The organism is Rhodanobacter lindaniclasticus (genome assembly GCF_004799035.1).
Classification (GTDB): Bacteria; Pseudomonadota; Gammaproteobacteria; order Xanthomonadales; family Rhodanobacteraceae; genus Rhodanobacter; species Rhodanobacter lindaniclasticus.
Map to the genome: position 1 here is coordinate 62918 of NZ_MWIO01000002.1, position 24566 is coordinate 87483.

Below are 24566 nucleotides of genomic sequence, written 5' to 3' on the forward strand. Positions count from 1 at the left end.
GGCCGTGCCGCGACCGGCTTCCATCGCGAAGGAAGCAGTCACGGCACCGCTATATCGGTGGAGGGGATAGGGGATGACCACGGGGGGACAAAGCGGCTCGCTTTTTGGCGCGGGGGATTCCGCGCTGGGTTATCTCTACCAGATTCGTCTCGCCTTACTGGCCTCCTTGCGCCGACTTGCCCGGGGACAGATCTTCTTCCTCTATCTCGAGACGCTCGACGATGTGACATTCGAGCCGTCGGGTAGCCCGCTCGAGTTGTTCCAGCTCAAGCACCACATTCGATCCACGGCCAATCTGACGGATGCCAGCCCGGACATCTGGAAGACGTTGCGCGTCTGGATCACCGGCCGCTCCGACGGAACGATCCCTCGGGACGCGCGCCTGTGTCTGGTCACCACCAGCCCGGTCACCGACCATGCCGTTGCGGCCAAACTCGGCCTGAAGGATCGCGACGAAACCGGCGCCGTTCGCGTGCTCAGCGAGGTGGCATCCACCTCCGCCAGCGCGGACAATGCTATCGCATATGGCTTGTTTCTTGGCCTCAGTGCAACGGAGAAGCTCGACCTCGTCAGCTCCATCACGATTGCGTCCAAAGCTGACAACATCGGCGAGATCGAGCAAGGCCTGAGTGAATACGCGCGCACCGCCGTCAGGCGCGATGTCGCCTCTTCATTTCTCACCCGCCTGGAAGGCTGGTGGATGGTGCAGTGCCAGAAGCATCTCATCGCCCAGTCGATGACACCGATCTCGAGCACAGCCCTGGAATCCGAGATCGATGAACTCCGCGACCAGTTCCTTATCGATGCACTTCCTGTCGACGATGACATTCTGGAGGCGGACGTCGGACTGGCCGCCTACGAGGATGCCATCTTCGTCCACCAGGCCAAGCTCGCGGCGATTGGCCCTCGACGTGTCTTGGCGGCTATTCGCGACTACTACCGCGCGTTCGAGCATCGATCGCGCTGGATGCGCGAGAACCTCCTGCTTGTCGGCGAACTCGACAAGTACGAACGCACACTCAAGGAGGAGTGGATGCTCGTCTTCGATCGCGCCGTGGACGAATTGGGCCAACCCGCCGCCGAAGCGGAGCTAACCAAGGCCGCACGCGCCATCTATCAATGGGTGGAGACCTCATGCTTCCCTATTCGGCCGCGCGTCGGCAACCCCAGCCTCTCGCGCGGCTCCCTGCATATGCTGGCGGACAAGGGCGCCGTGGGCTGGCACCCACAATTTCGTGAACGCCTTGAGGCGCTCTTGGCATCGAGGCCAACGGCATGACCAGCTCCCCTTGGCGCGAGCAGCCGTCTGAGCAAGCGCGGCTTTTCAATCCTGCCTTTCTTGGCGCGCTGGTGCTCTGTGCTGCCGCTGGCTATGAGCGCACCTCTCGGGAAAGACAACGCCTCCCCTATCTCTTGGCGTTTCTCGTACCCCCCATTGTGCTGCACAAGCTGACCCGGGAGGCGTTACCCGGGACAACGAGAACCTCCTTACCCGCATGGATCAGCGCCAATGCGCACACCCAAGTGGGCTTTCCGGAACGCGCGTCATCGCTGGTTTCATCGACAAAGGATTCCATTGCTGTCGCATGCCACGGCGGTCTCCTCGCAATCGAGGGATCTCGGCTTTGCGCCCGCACAAAGATGAGCACCATCGCCCGTTTCGCCAATGCGGTGAAGTCGCCAGAAGTCAGCGACTGCCTGAAGAAGGCGCAATTCGTCGGAAAGTGGTTTGCCGGCTCGGGCGATTACCAAACCATCATGGCACTGTGGGGAGTGCGCCCTTGAGTATTCAGATTCTCGATATCGTCCTCTACGCCAAAGACCGACATCCGCGCGTGCTGTCGCTTCAACCCGGACGGCTCAACATCATCACGGGCGATTCCAAGACGGGTAAATCGGCCCTTATCTCCATCGTCGACTACTGCCTCGGCAGCGGCTCCTACCAAGTGCCGCACGGCGTCATACGTGGCCACGTGGTCTGGTACGGTTTGCGTCTGACCGATGGCCAAACGCAGCACTTTGTCGCGCGCCGCGCTCCGGACGCGAACCGTCAGAGCACGACGGATGCCTACTATGCCACGGGCTCGAGCTTGGCCATCCCTTCGCTCGAGCAGCTGGACATCACTACCAACATCGACACCGTGGTGGAGCGCTTGGGCGTAGCGACCGGGATCGCACTTAACCGACACGATCCGCCGGAGCATCAGACGCGCGCCCCGCTGACCGCCACCTTGCGGCATGCACTGGCGTACGTGTTTCAGCCTCAGACGGAGATATCCCAACCCGGGTTCCTCTTCCATGGGCAGAACGACACCTGGTTCGCCCAGGCGATCAAGGACACGTTCCCGTACTTTCTGGGTGCCGTGGAAGAGGATTATGTCGCCAAGGCAGCGCAACTGAAGGAACTGCGTCGTGAGCTGCGCGCGCAAGAGCAAGCGCTGACCCGTATCGAGACGTTGACGAGCGACAACAGCATCGCCTCCCTGGTATCCGAGGCGAGGGATGTCGGCCTCCTCGCAGCGGACTATGTGTCCGAGCTGCCTTCCGAAGACATGGCCACGCTCCAGACGATCATGGCGCGTCCGCTCGCCGAACAAGTCGACGATACCTCGACGGCGATCGATCAGGCCGAGTTGACGCGTTTGAATGACCGGCGCACGGAGCTGCGCAGGGATCTGCATCGCTTGGACGATGAACTCAAGGCGATGATCGAGCTGCGCAACGAGGAGAACGCTTATACACATGAAACCAGCGAGCAAGTCTCACGCCTGGAAAGCATTGGTTTGCTGAAACCTTCGGACGAAAATCACTGCCCGCTCTGCCAACAACCCAGCGACCGTTTTCCGCTCTATGCCGAACTAGGTGCGGAGCTTCGAGCTGCTTCCGCGCAGCTTGCTGCGGTACGGCGAAGCACACCGGGGCTGGATGCCTTGGTCGTCGAGAAGACGCGCGAGCTGGAGCAGGTTCGCGTGGCCCTGCAGGAGAACTGGGATACGCTTGAGGCCGTTCGCCGCTCGGATCAGCGCCTGTCGGCGCTGCGCGACTCCGCGACGCGGCGCGCGATGGTGTTTGGGCGCATCAGCGCGACACTCGATTCGTATCCTTCCCGTCAGGATTCCTCGGATCTGCGTGCCTACGTCGCGGATCTCGCCCAGCGGATAAAGCTGCTTGAAACCGAACTCAGCGACGAGACTGTCCGGGAGCGTGTTGACTCCTGCTTGTCACGCCTGAGCGAGCGTATGACGCGGTGGGCCACCTTCTTGGAGCTTGAGCACAGCGGCGTCCCGTTTCGCCTGGATCGCAGGAAACTCGAGGTGATCGCCGACGCAGAGAGCGGCCCCATCCCCATGAGTGCAATGGGAAGCGGCGCTAATTGGTTAGGATGCCATCTGATTGCGCACCTCGCGCTTCACGAGTGGTTCGTCCGCAGAGAACGTCCAGTCCCTCGCTTCCTGTTTCTCGATCAGCCGTCTCAGGTCTACTTCCCTGCGGAGACCCATGCCGGAACGGATGGCGAGCTGCCGCAGGATGAGGACCGCCTAGCCGTCGTCAGGATCTTCGAGTTGATCGACAACCTGGTCAAGGATCTCGCGCCGCATATGCAGATCATCATGACGGAGCATGCGGATCTCAACGAAACCTGGTTCCAGGATGCCGTGACGGAACGCTGGCGGAACGGCGCAGCGCTGATACCGTTGGATTGGCAGTAACCGAGCCGGACACCATGGGAGTCGGTCCCCGAAAGAAGGGGGTCAGGGACAAACAGCCACTAGCATCGCGACGCTTGGCTTCTGGCGCGCAGGATGCGCGCCTGCTCTTCCGGGGCCCCTGTGCGGCGGTGAATCGGGGACGACAGGCCGCATAGCGGGAGTCGACATGGATGTCGACTCCTTTTCGCCAGGGCAGGATGCCCTGTCGAAAAGCCCGGCCCCGACTCACGGACTTGCCGGGCAGGCGAGGGCATGGATGCCCGAGTTGAGGCAACGCAGGAGCAGTTGCCCGATGCCCGGCAAGCGCCAAGCGGGGTGGCCTTCTCTTTTGGTTACTTTTCTCTTGGCCACGCAAGAGAAAAGTGACTCGGTCGCCGAAGGCGATCGAACGCTCTTGCCTTTGAATGCAACCAGGGCAAGGGCGTCGCGCACAGGGGTGCGTTCCTACAGGATGTGCGCCCGACCTTGATGCTCACTGACCGGTCAGGTTCTCAAGCGGTGAGGTCATGCTCACTCCCGATCACCCGCAGCCGCGGTTGTGCCAGTACGCGGGTCACGAAGCTGTTGCCCGCGCCGAGGCGCTTGCGCAGCTCGGCGCGGGTGTAGAGCGTGGGATGGATCTCGCGGCCCAGGCGCTCGATCAGCGGGTGCAACGCTGCCATGAGGTCCGCATAAGCCAGCGTATCGGACACCAGCATCAGGTCGATGTCGCTGGCCGCGGTGTCGGTACCCTTGGCCACCGAGCCGTACACGAAGGCGGTCGAGATGTGGGGAGACAGCTTCGCCAGTGCTTCGCGCAAGGGGGCGACCAGGCCGAAGGTCTTGCGCACGATGGACACCAGTTCGGCATGGATCGGCGCGGCGGGATCGGCGCGATAGCGCTTCTGATTGCCGACCGGTTCCACCGTGAGCAGACCGCTGCCGGCCAGCCGGGCGACCTCGCGTTGCACCGCGCCGCTGCCGGCGCCGGTGGTCTGGATCAGTTCGCTGACGGTGAAGCTGCGATCGGGCTGGCCGAACAGGCAGCCGAGGACGCGTTGTTGGGTGGTGGTGAACAAGGCATCGGACAGGCTGGTGCTGGCGTAAAGCGCCGCGGCCTCGCTGATTCTGCTGTTTGCCTTGCTGCCCATATTGGGCATGGTAATGCCCGTATTGGGCACGCGCAAGGTGAACGGGCTTCATCGCAACTCGACAGGCACTGGATGCCTGCTTTCGCAGGCATGACGATGCCGGGAGCGCAGGGCTTGCGGGATGCGTGGTACGGAGCCCGACGAAGGAGTCCGACCTTCGCTACAACAACTCCCCCTGCGCCGCGGCGTAACTCAACCGCCCATCCACCACGCGCGCCGCCGACGTGTACGGATGCTCCGTCGTGTGGGTGGCGTCGAGGATGTGGATGACTTCGATGCCGCGCAGCTTGAGCACGTCGGAGACGATCGAGCGGTGGCAGCGCCACCAGACCACTTCGGCGCACATCATCGCGGTGCGCTGGCGGGCGGCGAGGTGAAGCAGTTCGGCGAGGCCTTCGGCGAAGTCCGCGGTGGCGGTGTAGTCGGCATAACCCTGGAAGGAGGTATTGCGCCAGGCGGTGTTGGGCGAGCCCGGTTGCACCTTGCGGCGGCCGCCGAGTTTGGGGATCCACTGGTAGGCGACGCCGTGCTCGGGCAGGGACTTCGCCAGCGCCTCGCTGGCGAAGTGCGGGTGGCGGCGCGAGCCGGGGAAGCGGCGCACGTCGGCGATGGCCTGGATGCGGTAGCCGTCGAGCAGGCCGAGGAACTCCTCCAGCGGCCGGGTGGAGTGGCCGATGGTCCAGATCGTGGCGGGGTCGGCGGGCATCGGCTCAGTCGATCTTGTGCAGTGCCGCGCCCTTGTGCATGGCGACGTGGTCGGTCTTGTCGCTCTTGATCTCGTACTGCGGGTCGTCCTCGCTGCAGCGGCGGGTGTGGCCCTTGTACTCGGTGTCGCGGGTGTGCACCTTGGTGATCCTGCCGCTGACGTGGCCGGCCTCGGAGTTCCAGCGCACGTGGTCGCCGACCTTGAATGCATGGCTCATGGTTGATGTGTCTCCTGACGTGACTCGAATCCCATTGGACGACGCCGCACGTGCAGGCGGAGTCAGCGCGCTACAGGATGCCCTTGGCGCTGCTGCCGAAGGCGGTGATCAGGCGGGTGATGATCCACTTCGGCGACAGGTTGACGTCGGGGAAGTCGCCGACCGGTTGGTAGCAGTCGTAGAAACGCGGATCGCTGGCGCGCAGCGGCGGGCAGCCGGGCTTGAGGTCGAAGCTGGTGGCGTAGCGGAACGGCCACAGGTCGAAGAACGGCAGGCTTTCGGAGACCGTGCCGATGGCCTGGTTGATGTCGGTGAGCACCGGCACCACCGGGCGGCGCGGCGCGATGACCCAGGCGTTCTGCGGCTCGGTGTCGCGCAGGATGGATTGGCGCAGTTCGTCGGCGAAGGCGTGGTCGTAGACGATCACGCCCGATTCGGTGTTGTAGTGGTCCGAGCGCGGATCGAAATTGTGCGAGCCGACCATGCTGAAGTCGTCGTCGATCACGATCGACTTGGCATGCAGGCCGGAGCGCCGGCCTTCGCTGCGCAACGGCGCGGGCCGGTTGCCGCTGCCGCTGCCGAGCAGATGGAAGCGCGTGCGCGAGGCACTGGCGGGGGTGGCGGTCGCCGCGGGCACCTGCGCGGTGTCGGCGTCCAGGTTGGCCAGTTCATAGTCCACCGCGGGGCCGGGGGCGTGCGGTTTCAATTCGTGGATCTCGAAGCCGAACTTCTTCAGGTAGCGCTTGCGGTGTTTGTACGACATCGCGTAGACGGCGAAGGCATCGGTGGAGGCCAGCGAGTTGGTCGACACGATCACCCGCGGCGGGTCGGCGCGCCGGTGCAGGCGGCGGAAGATGCCCTGCGCGCGGCGGCTCATCACCAGGTACGGCGTCTGCAGCAGCACTTCGTGGCGGGCCTCGCCGATCAGCTGCATGATGTGGCGGGTGAACGCCGCGGTGCGCTTGCCGCCGGGGTCGTCGACTTTCGCCGGCAAGTCGCTGAAGTATTCGACCTTGCCCACCTCCAGTGATGGATCCACCAGCCACGCCTGCAGCCAGGCCGGGTCCTCGGCGGCCTGCAGCAGCTGCGCGACCCGCTGCGGCTTTCGGTAGTGCGGCTCGGGCCAGGGCGGTGCGGCGCGGTCGGAGACGATGCGCTGGTTGACGTCGCGCAGGTGGGTCAGCGGCACCGCGCGCTTGTGCCGCCAGAACAGCTCGAAACTGTCGGCCATCGTGGCGGCGGCGGGGCCGCCGACCATCACGTCGCGGTCGACGTAGTTGAAGGTGTCGTCCCAGTTGAAGTAGCGATCCTGGTAGTTGCGTCCGCCGGCGATGCCGATGGCGTCGTCCACCAGCAGCAGCTTGTTGTGCATGCGCTGGTTGAACTGCATGAAGCAGCACAGGATGCCGGCGGCGAAATCCAGCGGCGGCGTGCGCGCCTTGTGGAAGGTGGGGTTGTACAGCCGCACCTCGAGGTTGGGGCTGGCCCGCGCCAGCGCATCGAGCAGGTCGAGGTCGTTGAAGGAGAACAACTGGTCGGCCAGGATGCGCACCTGCACGCCGCGGCGCGCGGCGCGCACCAGTTCGTCCAGCACCAACTGGCCGACGTCGTCCTGGCTCCAGATGTAGGTCTGCACGTCGATCGAACGCCGTGCGGCACGGATCAGGTTGACCCGCGCGGCCAGTGCCGGCTCGCTGTCGCCCAGCAGGGTGACCACGTGCATCGGATGCCCGGGGGTGGAGTCGGCCAGCGCCTGGTCGGCGGCCCGCAGCAGCGGCGAGGGCTGCGCGCAGTGGTCGGCCTGGTGGCAGCTTTGCTGGCGGTCGACGGTGGCCGCCACCACCGCGTCGGCGCGGCGGATCTGCGCCTTGGACAGGGTGCAGCCCTGCAGTACGGTGGCCAGCAGGAGCAGCGGCAGGAGAAGGCGGCGAAGGTCATGCAACATCGCCGCATGATAACGGTTGCGTGCCACCGCCCCGTGACGACGGGCGGCGTGTGAAGGTCAGGGTGACCAGAAGGCGTCCAGTCGCGCCTGGCCCGGCTCCAGCGGGCCGTCGAGATGCAGCACCGCCAGTGCGCCGGGCGGCATGCCGCGGAATTCGTCGGAGCGGCCTTCCACCAGCAGGGCGACCAGCCGTTCGACGCCGGGGTTGTGGCCGACCAGCATCACGGTATCGGCTTCGGCGTGCTGGTCGAGCAGCAGCAGCAGCTCGCCGGGCGTGGCTTCGTGGATCTCCTCGGCGATCTGCGGCGCCGGTGCGGCATCGATCGCGGCCAGCGCCAGCCGCGTGGTTTCGCTGGTGCGCCGGGTGGGCGAGCACAGCACGCGCTGCGGACGCAGGCGATGCGCGGCGAGCCACAGGCCGGCGGCCTGCGCCTCCTGTTCGCCACGCGTGCTCAGCGCACGTTCGCGGTCGTCGCCGCCGTCGGCTATGGGCACCGCTTCGGCATGGCGCAGCAGGATCAGTTCGTGCATGGGAGGCTCCGGCGGAAAAGAAAGAGGTGTGGGCTGCGGTCAGGACTGGCGCTTGATCCAGCGCAGCAGGGGCTTCCAGTCTTCCTGGTGACTGCGTACCTGCTCGCTGTTGTAGTCGAAGATGCCCTTGCCCAGCGCGGCCAGCAGCACGTAGGCCTGGCTGTCGCGCAGCTGCGCCACGATCGGGAACGGCGATTGCTCGGCGAGCTGGGTCAGCGCGTCCTGGCTGGCGTGGGTCCACGGCTTGAGCCGGTTGGCCACCAACCCCACCGGCAGCTTGCCGCGGTGGATGCGGTTGATCGCGCGCAGCTCGTCGGTGAAGGCCAGCGTGGCGTCGAGGTCGAACGAAGAGGGCAGCACCGGCACCAGCAGCACGCTGGCCTGGTCGAGATAGGGTTCCAGCTCGCGCTCGCGGGCGCCGGCGGGGGTGTCGATCAGCAGTTGCGCGGTGTCCGGTGGCAGTTTGGCCAGCGAGCGGCGGCCGCCTTCGAAGGCCAGCACGCCGGGGACGTTCTCCGGCCGACGCGCGGCCCAGCGGAAGCTGGAACCCTGCCGGTCGGCGTCGATGATGGCGCTGTGATGCCCTGCCTGGGCCCAGTGCGACGCCAGTTGCGTCACCAGCGTGCTCTTGCCGCACCCACCCTTGCTGCTCGCCACCAGCGTCATAAGCATCGGATCGCCCCTGCCACGGAAGGTGGGTCCAGCCTAGCGGGCATGGGGGGAAAGGGGAACAGGGCGAGGAGCGAAGAGTTGAGTGGAGAGGAGTGAGAAACGAGAAAGAGTCACGGCGGAGCACGCTTCTGTCTTCTCTCACTCCCCTCCACTCATTTCCCGCTTTCTCCTGCCGGAGCCTCAACGACCCCCGCATCACGCAGGGCGGCCGCCTGCAGGCTCATCTCGGTGCCGCCGTTGCGGGCCAGCGACAGCAGGTGGCGGGCCAGCGGGGCATCGTCCTGCACCTTGGCCAGCAGCTGGTTGAAGCTGCGCACCTGCCAGACCAGGCTGCGGCGGGCATCTTTCGCCGCCTGCGCCTGGGCCGGGTCGTCGGCGAGCACTTCGGCCAGGTGCAGGCCGAGCGAGCGGGCCAACGGGCTGGAGCCCCACTGCAGCAGCTTGGCCAGATTGAGACAGTCGGTCTTGATCGAGGCATCCTCGCCGGCGTTCTCGCACAGCTTGGCCACCAGCTGCAGGCTCGGCTGCGGCTGCGCGCTGGCGAGGCCGAAGATCAGCACGGTCTGCATGCCGACCGCGCCGGCGGCGTGGTTCGGGTCCAGCGTGGCGGCCGGCGGCGGCAACACGCCGACCGAATCGGCCAGTGCCTGCAGGCTGACCCCGGCGTAGTCGTCGTACTGCTTGGCGGCGGCGGCGCGACGCAGGTCCTCGCGGGCATCGTCCTGCTTGTGGTCGCGCGCGTCGGCGCCCAGCTTGACCAGCCACACGGCGGCGTTGTCCGGCGCCTGCGTGAGCAAGATATCCAGCGCGGTAGCATTGGGGCAGTTGCCGGCCTTGGCCTCGCAGTCGGCCAGCCGCACCCAGTTCACCGCCGGGCCCGCGCCTTCGGCAGCGGCCGCGCGCTCGATCAGGGCATGGAAGCTGTTGTCCGGTGGCTGGTTGAACAGCGGCCGCGCCAGCAGCGCCGCACCGAGCAGCGGCATCGCGTCGGCGCGCGGCGCCAGCACGCTGACCAGGTCGCGCTGGAAGGTCAGCTGCGCCCGGTCGCGCGCCTGCGCTGCCCTGGACGTGGTCGCGGCGGCTTTCGCGGCGACCGGCGCCTTGGTCGCCAGCACCGGCGCGGCGAACAGCAGCCACAGGCAACTCACGGCAACACGGCGCATTCCAGGCATTGCGAACTTCCCTTGGCGGCAAAGGCGCCAGCATAGCGAGTGCAGATTAAGCTCGCCTGATCGACGCGCCGCCCGCCGGCCGTCGGCGCCGCCGGGCTTGTTAGGATGCCTGTTCGGGTGCAGGACGGCGCCACTCATCCATCGCTCGGGAGAGGGTCGTGAATCATTTTTCGTTGTGGGCCGATGGCGCCCCTTGGTTTGCCGGCTGGGGCACGCTGGCCTTGATCAACGCGGCGCTGGCTCAGGGCAAGAACCGCAGCGGCCTGCTCTGGTTCCTGCTCTCGCTGCTGCTCGGCCCGCTCGCCACCTTGCTGCTGGTGCTGCTGCCGAAGGTGCGCTCGAAGATATTTTGAGTGGCGGGAAACGGCGGTGCCGGTCCGCGATGCCTGGTTCCCCGTATCCGGCTTATTCGCCCAGCGCTTCGCGCATGAATTCCGGCTGGGCCAGGGCGGCCTTGTGGATCTCGGCGTTGTAGTAGCGGGTGGGGAATTTCTTGCTCAGCGCGCCGCGCTCGCGGAAGCCGGAGAGGTCGCCGCCCTTGCGCGCCATGGTGCAGCTCCACCAGCCGGTGGGGTAGCACGGCTGCGGGAACGGCAGCGTCTTCACCGCGGCGAAGCCGGTGGTGCGCATGGCCGAGCGCATCGAGCGGATCAGGTCCAGGTGGGCCAGCGGCGATTCGCTCTGCTGCACCAGCAGGCCGCCGTGGCGCAGCGCCTTGTAGCAGCTGGCGTAGAACGCGGCGTTGAACAGGCCCTCGGCCGGGCCGACCGGGTCGGTCGAGTCGACGATCACCAGATCCAGCGATTCCGGCTCGCACTCGGCCATGTACTTGATGCCGTCGATGAACAGCAGCTCGGCGCGCGGATCGCTGTTGGCCTCGCACAGTTCGGGGAAATACTGCTCGGCCAGGCGGGTCACGCGCTCGTCGATCTCCACCTGCACCGCGTGCTCGACTTCCTCGTGGCGCAGCACCTCGCGCAGCGTGCCGCAATCGCCGCCGCCGATGATCACCACGCGCTTGGCGCGCGCGTGGGTGAACAGCGCCGGGTGGGTCATCATCTCGTGGTAGAGGAAGTTGTCGCGGCTGGTCAGCATCACGCAGCCGTCGATCACCATCAGGTTGCCCCAGTCGGTGGTCTTGTGGATCTCGATGGACTGGAACGGGGTCTTCTCCGCGTGCAGCAGTTGCTCGGTGCGAAAGCCGATGGACGAACCGGACGCCTGGTGCGCCTCGGTGAACCACTGGGCTTCGGTGAGGGGGGCGGGCTGCGACATGGGGATGTTTCCGCGGAGCGTGGGCAAAGAAGGTCAATTGTACCGGCAACCGCCGCCGACGTCCCGGCCGCCGCCGCCGTGCAGCGCGTCGCGCGGCCATTACAATGGTGACCCGGCCAGCCGTCGCGAAGGCGTGACGAAGGCCGGGCAAGCCCATCCGGCCCCGCGGCGTGCGAGGCTTCCGGCCGGCCGGCTTTCCGCTCCATCGAGCAACCTCGTCAAGGCTCGCCGCTGCGACATCCCCTGCTACGTTCCCCTAGGGAGGCCCCATGTCGAAGCCCTGGACCATTGCCACTGCCTGCCACACCTATGCCGTGCCCTACTGGAGTGACGGCTACGCCGACATCGATGCCGCCGGCGATCTGCTGATGCGCCCGCGCGGCGCCGGGGGCCCGGCGCTGCCGCTGCCGGCGATCGTCGATCGCGCCTGCGCCGAGGGCCTGCGCCTGCCGCTGCTGGTGCGCTTTCCGGACATCCTCGCCGATCGCCTCGCGCATCTGCAGGGTGCGTTCGCCCGCGCCATCGCCGAGTACGACTACGCCGGCGGCTACACCGCGATCTACCCGATCAAGGTCAACCAGCAGCGCAGCGTGGCCGGCGAACTGGTCGCCGCCGGCGTGCAGGGGTTCGGCCTGGAGGCGGGTTCCAAGCCCGAGCTGATGGCGGTGCTGGCGATGGCGCGGCCCGGTTCCATCGTGATCTGCAACGGCTACAAGGACCGCGAATACATCCGCCTGGCGCTGATCGGCAAGAAGCTCGGTCTGCGCGTGCACATCGTGATCGAGAAGCTGTCCGAACTCGACCACGTGTTCGCCGAGTCGAAGGCGCTGGGCGTGGAGCCGCTGCTCGGCGTACGCGTGCGGCTGGCCTCGATCGGTGCCGGCAAGTGGCAGAACACCGGCGGCGACAAGGGCAAGTTCGGGCTGTCGCCGCAGCAGGTGCTGCGGCTGGTCGAACGGCTGGACGCGGCGGGCCTGAAGCACACGCTGAAGCTGCAGCACTTCCACATGGGCTCGCAGATCTCCAACGTGCGCGACATCGCCAACGGCATGCGCGAGGCCACCCGCTACTTCGTCGAACTCTCGCGCATGGGCGTGCCGCTGGAGATCGTCGACGTCGGCGGCGGCCTGGGCGTGGACTACGAAGGCACCCGCTCGCGCAGCCACAACTCGATCAACTATTCGCTGGAGCAGTACGCCAGCACCATCGTGCAGTCGCTGGCCGAGGCGGTGAGCGCCGAAGGCCTGGCCGCGCCGCATGTGCTTACCGAAGCCGGCCGGGCAATGACCGCGCACCATGCGGTGATGGTGGTCAACGTGACCGAGGTGGAACAGGTGCCGGCCGGCAGCCTGCCGCCGCCGCGCGAGGACGAGCCGGCGGTGTTGCGCCACCTGCGCGAAGCCCACGCGGCGCTGGACGAGCGCCCGCCGCTGGAACTGTTCCATGAGGCCCAGCACCACCTGGCCGAAGGGCAATCGCTGTACGCGCTGGGCCAGTTGTCGCTGGCCGACCGCGCGCGCCTGGACGAGATGTTCTACGCCATCGCCAATGCGGTGCGCGCGCGCCTGCTGCCGGCCGAGCGCGCGCACCGGCAGGTGCTGGACGAGCTGGACGAGAAGCTGGTCGACAAGTACTTCACCAATTTCTCCGTGTTCGAATCGATCCCCGACGTGTGGGCGATCGACCAGGTGTTTCCGATCGTGCCGATCGCCCGGCTCCACGAGGAGCCGACCCGCCGCGGCGTGATCGTCGACCTCACCTGCGATTCGGACGGCCGCATCGACCACTACGTGGAGGCCGACGGCGTCGACGTCAGCCTGCCGCTGCACGCGCTGAAGGACGGCGAGAGCTACCGGCTCGGCATCTTCATGGTCGGCGCCTACCAGGAGACACTGGGCGACATCCACAACCTGTTCGGCGACACCGACGCGGTCAACGTGCGCGTGGACGGCGACGGCTACGTGTTCGCGCACAAGCGCCGCGGCGACACCACCGACCTGATGCTCGACTACGTCGGTTACGACCTGGAGGCCTTGCGGCAGAGCTATCGGGCGCGCATTGCCGACGCGGGCGTGAGCGGCGAGGAGGCGGCGCGCCTGTACGACGCGCTGGATGGCGGGCTCACCGCCTACACCTATCTGGCCGAAGACGGCGCTTGAGCGCCTGCCCCAAGGTCCGATGGCGCTGCCCGCGGTGGCGCCTACAATCCGGTTGATGGGCGCGCCCGGGTCGGCGCGCCCGCCCGGACCCTTCTCAAGGAGCAGCGCATGAACAGTCTCGACGGCAAGGTCGCCCTCATCACCGGTGCGGCCAGCGGCCTCGGCAAGGCGATTGCCGAGTTGTACGCGAAACACGGCGCCAGCGTGGCGATCGCCGACATCAACCAGCAGGCCGCCGATGCGGTGGCGGCGCAGATCAACGCCGCCGGCGGCAAGGCGATCGGCGTGGCGATGGACGTCACCAGCGAGGACGCGGTCAACGCCGGTACCGACCAGGTGGTCGCCGCGTTTGGCCATCTGGACGTCCTGATCTCCAACGCCGGCGTGCAGATCATCAACCCGATCGACCAGTTCGCCTTCGCCGACTGGAAGAAGATGCTGGCCATCCATCTGGACGGCGGCTTCCTCACCACCAAGGCGGCGCTCAAGCACATGTACAAGGACGACCGCGGCGGCATCGTGATCTACATGGGCTCGGTGCATTCGCACGAGGCCTCGAAGCTCAAGGCGCCCTACGTCACCGCCAAGCACGGCCTGCTCGGCCTGGCCCGCACGCTGGCGAAAGAGGGCGCGCCGCACAACGTGCGCTCGCACGTGATCTGCCCCGGCTTCGTGCGCACGCCGCTGGTGGAGAAGCAGATCCCCGAGCAGGCGAAGGAGTTGGGCATCAGCGAGGACGAGGTGATCCGCAACGTGATGCTCAAGGACACCGTCGATGCCACCTTCACCACGGTCGAAGACATCGCGCAGACCGCGCTGTACCTGGCGACTTTCCCTTCCGCGGCGCTGACCGGCCAATCGATCGTGGTCAGCCACGGCTGGTTCATGCAGTGATCACCCGTCGCTGGCCGAGACGATAGCCCGCGACTACCGCACCGTCGCCCTGGTGTTGCAGGGCGGTGGCGCACCCGGTGCCTGCCAGGCCGGCGTGTTCGAGGCGCTGGACGGGGCCAGTCTGCAGTAGAACCGGCTGGTCGCGCCCAACCCTGAACATCCGTTCGTGCCCCGCGACGTGCATCGCGGCGAAGAGGGATAGGCACCCGGCGCAGCGGGCGCCTCAGCTGTCGCGCGCGACCTGCAGCCCGGCCGCCGACTGGCTGACCGGCATCACTTCGATGCGGTTGACGTTGAGGTGCGGCGGCAGGTTGGCGATCCACCAGATGGTGTCGGCGATGTCGGTCGCGGTGATCGGGTGGGCGCCGGCGTAGAGCTGGTCGGAGGCGGCCTGGTTGCCGCCGGTGCGCACCAGGGTGAATTCGGTTTCGGCCATGCCCGGCTCGATCGAGGTCACCCGCACGCCGGTGCCGTGCAGGTCGGTGCGCAGGTTCTGCGAGAACTGGGTGACGAAGGCCTTGCTGGCGCCGTACACGTTGCCGCCGCGGTAGGCGTAGCTGCCGGAGATCGAGCTGATGTTGATGATCGCGCCGCGGCGTTCGACCAGCCGCGGCAGCAGCAGGTGGGTGATCGTGGCCAGCGCGGTGACGTTGGTATCGATCATCTGCTTCCACTGCGCCAGGTCGGCCTGCTGCGCCGGCGCGGTGCCCAGCGCCAGACCGGCGTTGTTGACCAGCAGGTTGATGGCGGCGAAGGGCGCGGGCAAGGCGGCGTGGGCGGCGCGCATGGCGGCCTCGTCGCGCATGTCGAAGGCGGCCGCATGCACGCGCTCGGCACCGTGGCGGTCCACCAGCTGCTGCAGGCGATCGGCCCGCCGGCCGCTGGCGATCACCCGCCAGCCGCCGGCGACGAAGCGCTCCACGGTGGCGGCACCGAAACCGGCGGTGGCGCCGGTGATCCACGCGATCTTGCCGTTCATGCGCTTACTTGCCTTCTTTCAGGGCGATCGCCGGGATGCCGGCGGCGGCGAGTTTCTGCTTGGTCGCTTCCAGCTCGGTAGCCGAACGGAACGGCCCCAGCCGCACGCGATGGTAGGTCTGCCCGCCGACGTCCACGGTCTGCACGTTGGCGACGAAACCCTGCAAGGCCAGCTTGGCCTTCTGCGCTTCGGCGGCCGCGGGGTCGGGGAATGCGCCTACCTGCAGCAGGTAGCCGCTGCCGCCGGTGGCAGGCTTCACCGCCTCGGCCGGCGCGGCGGTGACGCTCTGCACGGCGACACCCGGCGTGCTCGCGGGCGCCGTCGCAGGCACCGGCGTGGTGGTCTGCTGCTGCTCAGCCTTGGCCTGGGCGCTGATCTCGGCATCGGGAATGCGCACTTCCTTCTCCGACAGCACCGAGTAGAAGTCGTACTGCGGCTTCTTCGGCGCGCTGTCGCCGGCGGCCGGTTCCAGCACGCCCGGCTCGCTGCCGCGCTGGGCGGTGGCCTGCGGGTTGGCTTGCGGCCCGGTCGGCGTGCGCAGGCTGGTGAACAGGCTGCCGCGCATCACGATCGCCATCAGGATCGCGCCGACGAGGATGCCGATCACCGCGTAACCCCAGCCGGGGAATCCGTTGCCGCCGTTGCGTACCGCCTGCCGGCCCTTGCCCTTGCGTGCTGCCATTACATCTTCTCCGGGGCACTGAGGCCCAGCAAATCCAGTCCGTTCTTCAGTACCTGGCGCGTGGCCACCACCAGCGCCAGCCGCGCGTTGCGCAGGCCGGCATCCTCCACCAGGAACTGGTACGAGTTGTAGTAGGTATGAAACGCGTTGGCCAGTTCGCGCAGCCAGGTGGCGATCAGGTGCGGCTCGAGGTTCGCCGTGGCCGCCTCGACCTGCTCGGGGTACTTCGACAACTCGGTCAGCAGGATCTGCTCGTGCTCGTTGTCCAGCCGGTCGAGGTGGGCGAGGCCGTCGGCGAGATCCACCGTGAAACCCTTCTCCGGTGCCTGGCGCAGCACGCTGCAGACGCGGGCGTGCGCGTACTGGATGTAGTACACCGGGTTGTCGTTCGACTGCGAGCGGGCCAGGTCCACATCGAACACCAGCTGCGAGTCGCTCTTGCGCGAGATCAGGAAGTAGCGCGTGGCGTCGCGGCCGACCTCGTCGATCAGGTCCCGCAAGGTGACGTAGCTGCCGGCGCGCTTGGAGATCTTCACCTCCTCGCCGCCCTTCATCACCGTCACCATCTGGTACAGCATGTAGTCGGGGTAGCCCTTGGGGATGCCGCAGTCGAGCGCCTGCAGGCCGGCCTTCACCCGCGCCAGCGAGCCGTGGTGGTCCGAGCCCAGCACGGTGATGGCCTTGCCGTAGCCGCGTTGCCATTTCGACAGGTGGTAGGCCACGTCGGGCACGAAGTAGGTGTAGGTGCCGTCGGACTTGCGCATCACGCGGTCCTTGTCGTCACCGAACGCGGTGGTGCGCAGCCACAGCGCGCCGCCCTCCTCGTAGGTGTGGCCGTGGGCGATCAGCTCGCGCACGGTCTCCTCGACCTTGCCGTCGCTGTACAGCGACGATTCGAGGAAATAGGTGTCGAAGCTCACGCCGAACGCCTGCAGGTCCAGGTCCTGCTCGTGGCGCAGGCTGGCCACGGCGAAACGGCGGATCGCGTCGAGGTCGTCCACGTCGCCCGCACCAACCACGGTTTCGCCGTCGGCCACCACCGATTCGCGGTCGAGATAGGCGCGCGCCACCTCGGCGATGTAGTCGCCGCGATAGCCGTTCTCGGGCCAGTTGCTGTCTTCCGGCATGATGCCGCGCGCGCGTGCCTGCACCGAGATCGCCAGGTTGGCGATCTGCACGCCGGCATCGTTGTAGTAGAACTCGCGCTTCACGTCCCAGCCATTGGCATCGAGCAGGCGGGCCACGCAATCGCCGATCGCCGCGTTGCGACCGTGGCCCACGTGCAGCGGGCCGGTCGGATTGGCCGAGACGAATTCCACGCCGACGGTCTTGCCGCCTCCGCTGGCATTGCGGCCGTAGGCGTCGCCCTCGGCCATGATCCGGCGCACTTCGGCGTGATAGGCGCCGGCGGCCAGGAAGAAGTTGATGAAGCCCGGGCCGGCGATCTCGACTTTTTCCACCAGCGTGTTCGCCGGCAGCGCGGCAACCAGCTTTTCGGCCAGCTCGCGCGGCTTGGCGCGCGCCGGCTTGGCCAGCAGCATCGCCGCGTTGCAGGCGAAATCGCCGTGTTCACGGCTGCGCGCACGCTCGATCACGAAGGCGGGAATGGCCAGCTCGGCCGGCAGGGTCGCGTCGTTCCGCAAGGTGTGGATGGCCTGCAACACCAGGTCGCGCAGCTGTGCTTTCACGGGTGGGATCGGTTTCGTGATGGAACCGGTAATCCTAACAGACCGGGACGCCCGCACCGGACCCGTGAAAGGCTCCGGCCGCGGGGCAAGCTTCGTGCTGCACCGCGTCGTGCCTTCCTGTGGATAACTCTGTGGGGAAATTTCCGGGCCCCGGCCTGGCCGGTGTCGCCACACCATGGGTTTCAATCGTTCGCAAGAAATTGCCTAGATAAATCATCAGGTTGGAACGACAACTTGGCGTATGACTGGCGATCCGAGCGGCAATCGGCTATCGCTGCGTTTTGTGCATAAGTTTCGGCTACTTGGCGACCGATTCTGCGCGCGAAAACACGAAGCCGGGCGGCGTGTCGCATCGCGGCAAGGTCGCGGCTGCCGCGCGGTTGGCCGGAGGTTTGCAGTCGCAAGAGCGGCCGCGGACCGCGGCCCGGTGCTCAGAGCAGGCCGCGCGAGGCCATCGACACCGGCTCGCCGGTGCCGATCACCAAGTGGTCGAGTACGCGCACGCCGACCAGCTGCAGGGCATCACGCAGTTCGTGAGTGATCGCGCGATCGGCGGCGCTGGGCTCGGCCACGCCGGAGGGGTGGTTGTGGGCGAAGATCACCGCGCAGGCGTTGTGGTGCAGACAGGCGCGCACCACTTCGCGCGGGTGCACGCTGGCGCCGTCGACGGTGCCGCGGAACAGCTCCTCGAAGGCCAGCACGCGATGGCGATTGTCCAGGTACAGGCAGCCGAACACCTCGTAGGGCAGGTGACGCAGGCGGGCGCGCAGGTAGTCGCCGCTGTCGCGCGGGTTGCCCAGGCTGGGCCGTTCCTGCAACTGTTCGGCGAGGCTGCGCCGGGCCAGCTCCAGCGCCGCGGCGATCCGCGCGCGCTTGGCCGGGCCCAGTCCGCCGGCGCGGATCTGCTGCTCGGGCCGGCCCAGCAAGGCGGCTACGCCGCCGGCGTTGGCGAGCAGCTCGCGACCCAGTGCGATGGCGTCCTTGCCGCGGCTGCCGCTGCCCAGCAGCACGGCCAGCAGTTCCGCGTCGGACAGCGCGGCGCTGCCGCGCGTCAGCAGTTTTTCGCGGGGTCGTTCCCCCTCGGGCCAGTCACGAATGCTCATGCAGGTCAGCCTGGCGAGAGTTGCTGCCGCGGGGCAGCAGTGGCGCGGAATGAATCCGGTAAGCTAAGCGTCTGCCCGACTGTCAGGCCCGCCTTACATGAGCCTCGCCCAACGCCGCATCCTGCTGGGAGTGTCCGGCGGCATCGCCGCCTACAAGTCCTGTGAACTGGTCCGCCGCCTGCGCGAGCAGGGTGCGGAGGTGCGCGTGGTGATGACCGCGGGAGCGGAACATTTCGTCGGTGCGGCCACCTTCCAGGCGCTCTCCGGCCAGCCGGTGCGCAGCAGCCTGTGGGATGCGCACGCCGAGGCGGCGATGGGCCACATCGAGCTGGCGCGTTGGGGCGAGCGCATCCTGGTGGCGCCGGCCAGCGCCGACGTGATCGCCCGGCTGGCCCACGGCCACGCCGATGACCTGCTCAGCACGCTGTGTCTGGCCAGCGCTGCGCCGCTGTACCTGGCGCCGGCGATGAACCAGCAGATGTGGGCGCATCCGGCGGTGCAGGCGAACCTGGCGCTGCTGCGCCAGCGCGGCGTGCAGGTGCTGGGGCCGGCCTCCGGCGACCAGGCCTGCGGCGACGTCGGTTCCGGCCGCATGCTGGAGCCGCACGAATTGCGCGATGCGCTGGCCGCCTCGTTCGGCCATGGCGCGCTGGCCGGACTGCGGGTGGTGGTCAGCGCCGGTCCGACTTACGAGGACATCGATCCGGTGCGTTTCATCGGCAACCGCAGTTCCGGCCGGATGGGTTTCGCGGTGGCCGCGGCGGCGGCGCAAGCCGGCGCCTCGGTGAGCCTGGTGGCCGGGCCGGTGAGCCTGGCCACGCCGGCGGGAGTCGCCAGGCGCATCGACGTACGCAGCGCCGCGCAGATGCAGGTGGCGGTGCGCGAAGCCTGCCAGGCGGCCGACATCTACATCGGCGCGTCGGCGGTGGGCGACTATCGGCCGGCCAACGTCTCGGCGCTGAAGCTGAAGAAGAGCGCCGGTGCGCCGCTGTCGCTGCAGCTGGAGGAAAACCCGGACATCCTGGCCGGCCTGGCTGCGCAAAGCGGGCACCCGTTCCTGGTCGGCTTCGCCGCGGAGACGCATGATGTGGCCAGTTATGCGCGCGGCAAGCTGCGCAGCAAGGGGTTGGACATGATCGCGGCAAACCAGGTGGGCGACGGACTCGGTTTCGAGGTCGCCGAAAACGCGTTGACGCTGTACTGGGCCGACGGCGAGCTGGCCTTGCCGCGCGCGACCAAGGACGAGCTGGCGCGCCAGCTGATCGCGCAAGTGGCTGAGCGCTACCGGGCGGCGCGCGGATGACCATCGACGTCGAGCTGAAGATCCTCGATCCACGCCTGGGCGACAGCATTCCGCTGCCGCAGGCAGCCACCGCCGGCAGCGCCGGCATGGACCTGCGTGCGGCGCTGGAACAGCCGCTGACCCTGGCACCTGGCGCGAGCGCGCTGGTGCCCAGCGGCATCGCCATCCACATCGGCGATCCGCAATGGTGCGCACTGATCGTTCCGCGCTCGGGGCTGGGCCACAAGCACGGCCTGGTGATGGGCAACCTGGTCGGCGTGATCGATGCCGACTACCAGGGCCCGCTGATGATTTCGTGCTGGAACCGCGGCGACGCGCCGTACACCATCGCAGTCGGCGACCGCATCGCGCAGTTGCTGCTGGTGCCGGTGGCGCAGGCGCGGCTGCAGATCGTCAATGAATTCACGCCCAGCGAACGCGGTGCCGGGGGCTTCGGCTCCACCGGTATCCGATAGCATGGGCACGGACTTGCGGTGCGACCCGGAGCGGTCGTGCCACCACGCAGTTTCAGTCGCGGGGGCGGAGCATGGCACCAAAAATCGCGAAGCGACGACTGCCCAGGCCTGAGATCGACTGGTCGGCCATGCTGCCGCTGGCCGGTGGCACCCTGCTGCTGTTGCTGGGGCTGTTCTGTGCCTGGCAGACCTGGCTGATCGCCGACGAGCACCACGCCGACGAGCGGGTCCACGCCGCGCAGGCGCAAGCGGTCAAGGTGGTGGCCGATGAGGTTGCGCGTCAGCGCGGGGCGGTGCAGAAGGCGCTGGCGCTGGTCGACCCGGCCACGGTGATGAGCGACCCGGCGCAGTCGATCGCCACCCTCCGCCTGCGCCTGCCGCAGGCCAGGCAACTCGAACTCTACAGCGGCGACCTCAAGGAAGTGCTGCGCGCGAACTATCGCGAGTTCGGCTATGCCAAGGCGGCGCAGTTGATGGCGGCGCAGACGGCCGAGGGCGCGCCACCCGCGCAGAGCGTCTACTACGGCAACGGCGACCGCCGGCTGAGCATGGTCATTCCGCTGGGTGCGCCGGATCAGACCCAGGCGTGGGTCTGGGTGGAACTGCCGTTTGCTGGTGTCCAGCAGGCTTTCGACGCCGTCCCGCCGGCCGGCGGCCGGCTCGATCTGCGCCAGGGTGACGAGCCGGGCAGCGTGCAGTTGTTCTCCAATGGCAGTGCCTCGGCGCAGACCGGCGACAACAGCGTGGCCGTTCCCGGCACCGCGTTCCGCGTGGGTGCGGGATTGCCCGATGCGTTCATCGTGCTGCCGCATTCGTGGTGGTTGAGCGGCCTCTTGAGCCTGCTCGGCCTGGCCGGCGCGGGCTATCTGCTGTGGCTGCGCGGCCGCCGTCGGGCGCCGCCGGAGGAACCGGCCGCGGAGGAACCAGTGGTAGCCGAAGTCGCGCCGCCCCGCACCCGCCAACGCCCGCCGGTGGCCGCCAGCGCGGTCCCGGCCCGTCCCGCAGCGGCCCCGGCCCCGGCGGAAGCCGCCGCGGTGCAGGTGGACCCGAGCATCTTCCGCGCCTACGACGTGCGCGGTGTGGTCGGCAAGACGCTGGACCGCAACGTGGCCCGGCTGCTCGGCCGGGCGATCGGCGCGGTGATGGCCGAGCGCGGCCTGCGCGAGATCGTGATTGGCCGCGACGGTCGCGTCTCCGGTCCCGAGCTGGCCGGCGCGCTGGCCGATGGCCTGCGCGAGGCCGGTGTCGACGTGATCGACCTGGGCGCCGTGCCCACGCCGGTGGTGTATTTCGCCGCGTACCGGTTCAACACTGGCTGCGGCGTGGCGGTCACCGGCAGCCACAATCCGCCGGACTACAACGGCTTCAAGATCGTGATCGGCGGCGAGACCCTGGCCGAGAGCGCGATCCAGGACCTGTACCAGCGCATCGCCAGTGGCGCGTTGAGCCAGGACGGCCACGGCGGCCTGCGCCAGGTCGACGTGGCGCCGGATTACATCGAGAAGATCGTTTCCGACGTGCTCGCCGAGCGCCCGCTCAAGGTGGTGGTCGACTGCGGCAACGGCATTCCCGGCGCGATCGCGCCGCAGGTGCTCGAAGGCGTGGGTTGCGAGATCGTGCCGCTGTACTGCGACGTCGACGGCAACTTCCCGAACCACCATCCCGACCCGTCCGACCCGGCCAACCTGCAGGACCTCATCCACGCCGTGCGCCAGACCGGGGCGGACCTGGGCCTGGCCTTCGACGGCGACGGCGATCGCCTGGGCGTGGTTTCCCGCGCCGGCGAGATCATCTATCCGGATCGCCTGTTGATGCTGTTCGCGCGCGACGTGCTGTCGCGCCAGCCCGGCGGCACGGTCATCTACGACGTCAAATGCACCAGCCACCTGAAGGCGCAGATCCTCGACGCTGGCGGCAGTCCGCTGATGTGGCGCACGGGGCATTCGCTGATCAAGGCCAAGATGCGCGAGACCGGCGCCGAACTGGCCGGAGAGATGAGCGGGCACTTCTTCTTCAAGGAGCGTTGGTACGGCTTCGACGACGGCATCTACGCCGCCGCGCGATTGCTGGAGATCCTTGCCGGCGACCTGCACGGGCGCAGCCCGGAGGAGATCTTCGCCACCCTGCCCAAGAGCATCTCCACGCCCGAGCTGAAAGTAGCCCTGGCCGAAGGCGAGCATTACCGCTTCATGGATCGACTGCGCGAACGCGCCAGCTTCGAGGACGCCTCGGTGATCAGCATCGACGGCCTGCGCGTGGACTGGCCGGACGGCTGGGGCCTGGTGCGAGCGTCCAACACCACGCCGGTGCTGGTGCTGCGTTTCGAGGCCGACAACGAGGAGGCACTCAAGCGCATCCAGCAGGTATTCCGGCGGCAGATGTTGGCGGTCGACCCTGCGTTGAAACTGCCGTTCTAGGTATCGGCCCGCGAAGGGCCTTGCGCTCGAAACGGGGGCCGGCGGACACGGCCCGCCGCTTTCGCTACTGCGAAGCCTTGTCCTGCTCGGCTTTCAGCTCGCGGTAGCGGGCCAGCTGCTTGACCTGATCCTGCACGGTCTGCGCACGCAGTGCCTGCTGGCGCTGCAGGGTGGCGCGCAAGCCGGTGACCACGTTGCGCTGCGCCGCGACGCTGTCGGTGAGGAACTTCGGCACCGGCTTCTTGGCGTTCTCGATCTCGGCGGCGCGGGCCAGCAGGTCGGCCAGCGCCTTTTCCTGGCTGCGCAGATTGATCCGGGTGGTGTGGATCTGCTGGTCGAAGGTGTCCAAGGTCTGCTGCAGCGAGATCTTGTATGCCTCCTCGTCCGGGTAGGCGTCGAGCATCTGCGCTTCGGCGGTGGCCAGTTCCCGCGCGGCACGCTGTTTGGCTGCCTCCGCCTCGGCCACCTTGGCCGCGGCGGCACGTTCCTCAGCATTGAGCTGGCGCGGCACGCGGCGCACCACCAGGCCACGGTCGTTGACCAGGTCGTAGCCGTACTTCATCGCCTCGGCAGTGAGGCTGTCGCTGTAGTGCACCAGGCCCTCGCCGTCGTACCACTTGTAGCGCACGCTGCTGGTGTTCTGGGCGAACGCGGCAAAGCTCGCGGCCATCGCGACGGCAGCCAGAATGAGCAGTGGTTTGCGCATGGGTTCTCCTGTTGGCCCGAGTATAGCCGCGTCCGCCATGCTGTCTGGTTACCCATGGCGCTGCTGTGACCGGGTTCGCTGGAGTCTATCCGCCGCCGCATGAACCGACGAGGATGCCGCCAGCGGCGCTCAGCGGCGAACCCCGTAACGGGCGCGATAGTCCAGCAGGCGGGCGTGCTCGGCAGCCAGTTGCGGCTGTTCGCCGGCGTACTCCAATACGTCATCCAGGCTGGTGATCGCGATGACCGGGATGCCGTAGTCGGCGGCCACTTCCTGCGCGGCGGAGCGCTCGCCCTGGCCGCGCTCCTGGCGGTCCAGCGCAATCAGCACGCCGGCCGGCGTGGCGCCGTGGGCGCGGATCAGCGCCAGCGATTCGCGCACGGCGGTGCCGGCGGTCATCACGTCGTCGACGATCAGCACGCGCCCGGCCAGCGGCGCGCCGACCAGGCTGCCGCCCTCGCCGTGATCCTTGGCTTCCTTGCGGTTGTACGCCCACGGCAGGTCGCGTCCGTGCTGTTCGGCCAGCGCGATGGCGGTGGCCGCAGCCAGCGCGATGCCCTTGTAGGCCGGGCCGAACAGCATGTCGACCTCGATCCCGGCCTCGACCAGCGCGGCGGCGTACGCGCGACCGAGTCGGGCCAGCGCGGCGCCCGAATCGATCCGGCCCATGTTGAAGAAGTACGGACTCTGCCGGCCGGACTTGAGCGTGAACTCGCCGAAGCGCAGCACCTGCCGGTGCAGGGTCAGTTCGATGAAGTCGCGTTGGTAGTCGTGCACGGGGCGTCTCGCTGGCATGGCGGCGGTGCGCGCATGGTACACGCG

At 67.8% G+C, this 24566-nt stretch carries 23 protein-coding genes; 9 read left to right on the forward strand and 14 right to left on the reverse strand.

Annotated elements, in window-relative coordinates:
• The first annotated feature begins 73 nt into the window (after positions 1–73).
• Genes B1991_RS00435 through B1991_RS00445 form a run of 3 tightly spaced genes read left to right on the forward strand, consistent with a single transcriptional unit; the run spans position 74 to position 3710 of the window.
• Entirely contained in the window at positions 74–1279 is a 1206-nt protein-coding gene (locus B1991_RS00435; RefSeq protein ID WP_136256728.1) for an ABC-three component system protein, read from the forward strand.
• Entirely contained in the window at positions 1276–1785 is a 510-nt protein-coding gene (locus B1991_RS00440; protein WP_136256729.1) for a three component ABC system middle component, read from the forward strand. The genes B1991_RS00435 and B1991_RS00440 overlap by 4 nt, the downstream gene beginning before the upstream one ends.
• On the forward strand, positions 1782–3710 hold the full coding sequence (locus B1991_RS00445; protein ID WP_246031006.1) for a DUF3732 domain-containing protein: 1929 nt from the start codon (positions 1782–1784) through the stop codon (positions 3708–3710). The genes B1991_RS00440 and B1991_RS00445 overlap by 4 nt, the downstream gene beginning before the upstream one ends.
• 491 nt (positions 3711–4201) lie before the next feature.
• Here B1991_RS00445 and B1991_RS00450 read toward each other — a convergent pair whose 3' ends face one another.
• The 7 genes from B1991_RS00450 to B1991_RS00480 form a co-directional block, all read right to left on the reverse strand.
• Positions 4202–4849 carry a nucleotidyltransferase domain-containing protein gene (locus B1991_RS00450; RefSeq protein ID WP_246031007.1) on the reverse strand — a complete coding sequence of 216 codons (648 nt, stop codon included), beginning with the start codon at positions 4847–4849 and terminating at the stop codon, positions 4202–4204.
• A 151-nt stretch (positions 4850–5000) separates the two neighbouring features.
• On the reverse strand, positions 5001–5546 hold the full coding sequence (locus B1991_RS00455; protein ID WP_136256731.1) for a DUF488 domain-containing protein: 546 nt from the start codon (positions 5544–5546) through the stop codon (positions 5001–5003).
• Between the two features lie 4 nt (positions 5547–5550).
• Positions 5551–5763, reverse strand: coding sequence for a hypervirulence associated TUDOR domain-containing protein (locus B1991_RS00460; protein WP_136256732.1), 213 nt, complete (start codon positions 5761–5763; stop codon positions 5551–5553).
• Positions 5764–5833: 70 nt separating this feature from the next.
• Positions 5834–7708, reverse strand: coding sequence for a phospholipase D-like domain-containing protein (locus B1991_RS00465; protein WP_210772063.1), 1875 nt, complete (start codon positions 7706–7708; stop codon positions 5834–5836).
• 57 nt (positions 7709–7765) lie between these two features.
• A complete protein-coding gene (locus tag B1991_RS00470; RefSeq protein ID WP_136256733.1) occupies positions 7766–8239 on the reverse strand; it encodes a SixA phosphatase family protein in 474 nt (157 codons plus the stop codon).
• A 39-nt stretch (positions 8240–8278) separates the two neighbouring features.
• Complete coding sequence (locus B1991_RS00475; RefSeq protein WP_136256734.1) at positions 8279–8911, reverse strand: ParA family protein; 633 nt, start codon at positions 8909–8911, stop codon at positions 8279–8281.
• Positions 8912–9063: 152 nt separating this feature from the next.
• The gene (locus B1991_RS00480) at positions 9064–10083 is read right to left on the reverse strand and encodes a hypothetical protein (protein ID WP_136256735.1); all 1020 of its coding nucleotides are present in this window, start codon (positions 10081–10083) and stop codon (positions 9064–9066) included.
• A 158-nt stretch (positions 10084–10241) separates the two neighbouring features.
• Between B1991_RS00480 and B1991_RS00485 the strand changes: the two genes are divergently transcribed.
• The gene (locus B1991_RS00485; RefSeq protein WP_136256736.1) at positions 10242–10436 is read left to right on the forward strand and encodes an antitermination protein NusB; all 195 of its coding nucleotides are present in this window, start codon (positions 10242–10244) and stop codon (positions 10434–10436) included.
• Positions 10437–10488: 52 nt separating this feature from the next.
• On the opposite strand, the gene speE is transcribed toward B1991_RS00485, so the two are convergent.
• Complete coding sequence (gene speE / locus B1991_RS00490) at positions 10489–11358, reverse strand: polyamine aminopropyltransferase (protein ID WP_136256737.1); 870 nt, start codon at positions 11356–11358, stop codon at positions 10489–10491.
• A gap of 269 nt (positions 11359–11627) precedes the next feature.
• Here speE and speA point away from each other — a divergent pair, with 269 nt between their 5' ends.
• Positions 11628–13517, forward strand: a complete 1890-nt coding sequence (gene speA, locus B1991_RS00495; RefSeq protein WP_136256738.1) for an arginine decarboxylase — start codon at positions 11628–11630, stop codon at positions 13515–13517.
• A 108-nt stretch (positions 13518–13625) separates the two neighbouring features.
• On the forward strand, positions 13626–14411 hold the full coding sequence (locus B1991_RS00500) for a 3-hydroxybutyrate dehydrogenase (RefSeq protein ID WP_136256739.1): 786 nt from the start codon (positions 13626–13628) through the stop codon (positions 14409–14411).
• 223 nt (positions 14412–14634) lie between these two features.
• On the opposite strand, the gene B1991_RS00510 is transcribed toward B1991_RS00500, so the two are convergent.
• From B1991_RS00510 to radC, 4 genes are all read right to left on the reverse strand, one after another.
• A complete protein-coding gene (locus tag B1991_RS00510) occupies positions 14635–15390 on the reverse strand; it encodes an SDR family NAD(P)-dependent oxidoreductase (RefSeq protein WP_136256740.1) in 756 nt (251 codons plus the stop codon).
• A gap of 4 nt (positions 15391–15394) precedes the next feature.
• Positions 15395–16072, reverse strand: a complete 678-nt coding sequence (locus tag B1991_RS00515; protein WP_136256741.1) for an SPOR domain-containing protein — start codon at positions 16070–16072, stop codon at positions 15395–15397.
• Positions 16072–17760, reverse strand: coding sequence for an arginine--tRNA ligase (argS, locus tag B1991_RS00520; protein ID WP_136256742.1), 1689 nt, complete (start codon positions 17758–17760; stop codon positions 16072–16074). Before argS ends, B1991_RS00515 begins: the two co-directional genes overlap by 1 nt.
• A 431-nt stretch (positions 17761–18191) precedes the next feature.
• Entirely contained in the window at positions 18192–18863 is a 672-nt protein-coding gene (gene radC / locus B1991_RS00525; protein WP_136256743.1) for a RadC family protein, read from the reverse strand.
• A 97-nt stretch (positions 18864–18960) separates the two neighbouring features.
• Between radC and coaBC the strand changes: the two genes are divergently transcribed.
• The 3 genes from coaBC (at position 18961) to B1991_RS00540 (ending at position 23038) form a co-directional block, all read left to right on the forward strand.
• Positions 18961–20166, forward strand: a complete 1206-nt coding sequence (coaBC, locus tag B1991_RS00530; protein ID WP_136256744.1) for a bifunctional phosphopantothenoylcysteine decarboxylase/phosphopantothenate--cysteine ligase CoaBC — start codon at positions 18961–18963, stop codon at positions 20164–20166.
• Entirely contained in the window at positions 20163–20621 is a 459-nt protein-coding gene (dut, locus tag B1991_RS00535; RefSeq protein ID WP_136256745.1) for a dUTP diphosphatase, read from the forward strand. The genes coaBC and dut overlap by 4 nt, the downstream gene beginning before the upstream one ends.
• 71 nt (positions 20622–20692) lie before the next feature.
• Entirely contained in the window at positions 20693–23038 is a 2346-nt protein-coding gene (locus tag B1991_RS00540) for a phosphomannomutase/phosphoglucomutase (RefSeq protein ID WP_136256746.1), read from the forward strand.
• Positions 23039–23102: 64 nt separating this feature from the next.
• On the opposite strand, the gene B1991_RS00545 is transcribed toward B1991_RS00540, so the two are convergent.
• Complete coding sequence (locus B1991_RS00545) at positions 23103–23744, reverse strand: DUF4124 domain-containing protein (protein WP_136256747.1); 642 nt, start codon at positions 23742–23744, stop codon at positions 23103–23105.
• A 129-nt stretch (positions 23745–23873) separates the two neighbouring features.
• Positions 23874–24521 carry an orotate phosphoribosyltransferase gene (gene pyrE / locus B1991_RS00550; protein ID WP_136256748.1) on the reverse strand — a complete coding sequence of 216 codons (648 nt, stop codon included), beginning with the start codon at positions 24519–24521 and terminating at the stop codon, positions 23874–23876.
• Between the last annotated feature and the right edge of the window lie 45 nt (positions 24522–24566).

Coding starts and splice junctions, on each gene's coding strand:
- B1991_RS00435 (WP_136256728.1), top strand. CDS start 74: ATGACCACGGGGGGACAAAGCGGCTCGCTTTTTGGCGCGGGGGATTCC.
- B1991_RS00440 (WP_136256729.1), top strand. CDS start 1,276: ATGACCAGCTCCCCTTGGCGCGAGCAGCCGTCTGAGCAAGCGCGGCTT.
- B1991_RS00450 (WP_246031007.1), bottom strand. CDS start 4,849: ATGCCCAATATGGGCAGCAAGGCAAACAGCAGAATCAGCGAGGCCGCG.
- B1991_RS00455 (WP_136256731.1), bottom strand. CDS start 5,546: ATGCCCGCCGACCCCGCCACGATCTGGACCATCGGCCACTCCACCCGG.
- B1991_RS00460 (WP_136256732.1), bottom strand. CDS start 5,763: ATGAGCCATGCATTCAAGGTCGGCGACCACGTGCGCTGGAACTCCGAG.
- B1991_RS00465 (WP_210772063.1), bottom strand. CDS start 7,708: ATGTTGCATGACCTTCGCCGCCTTCTCCTGCCGCTGCTCCTGCTGGCC.
- B1991_RS00470 (WP_136256733.1), bottom strand. CDS start 8,239: ATGCACGAACTGATCCTGCTGCGCCATGCCGAAGCGGTGCCCATAGCC.
- B1991_RS00475 (WP_136256734.1), bottom strand. CDS start 8,911: ATGCTTATGACGCTGGTGGCGAGCAGCAAGGGTGGGTGCGGCAAGAGC.
- B1991_RS00480 (WP_136256735.1), bottom strand. CDS start 10,083: ATGCCTGGAATGCGCCGTGTTGCCGTGAGTTGCCTGTGGCTGCTGTTC.
- speE (WP_136256737.1), bottom strand. CDS start 11,358: ATGTCGCAGCCCGCCCCCCTCACCGAAGCCCAGTGGTTCACCGAGGCG.
- speA (WP_136256738.1), top strand. CDS start 11,628: ATGTCGAAGCCCTGGACCATTGCCACTGCCTGCCACACCTATGCCGTG.
- B1991_RS00500 (WP_136256739.1), top strand. CDS start 13,626: ATGAACAGTCTCGACGGCAAGGTCGCCCTCATCACCGGTGCGGCCAGC.
- B1991_RS00510 (WP_136256740.1), bottom strand. CDS start 15,390: ATGAACGGCAAGATCGCGTGGATCACCGGCGCCACCGCCGGTTTCGGT.
- B1991_RS00515 (WP_136256741.1), bottom strand. CDS start 16,072: ATGGCAGCACGCAAGGGCAAGGGCCGGCAGGCGGTACGCAACGGCGGC.
- radC (WP_136256743.1), bottom strand. CDS start 18,863: ATGAGCATTCGTGACTGGCCCGAGGGGGAACGACCCCGCGAAAAACTG.
- coaBC (WP_136256744.1), top strand. CDS start 18,961: ATGAGCCTCGCCCAACGCCGCATCCTGCTGGGAGTGTCCGGCGGCATC.
- dut (WP_136256745.1), top strand. CDS start 20,163: ATGACCATCGACGTCGAGCTGAAGATCCTCGATCCACGCCTGGGCGAC.
- B1991_RS00540 (WP_136256746.1), top strand. CDS start 20,693: ATGGCACCAAAAATCGCGAAGCGACGACTGCCCAGGCCTGAGATCGAC.
- B1991_RS00545 (WP_136256747.1), bottom strand. CDS start 23,744: ATGCGCAAACCACTGCTCATTCTGGCTGCCGTCGCGATGGCCGCGAGC.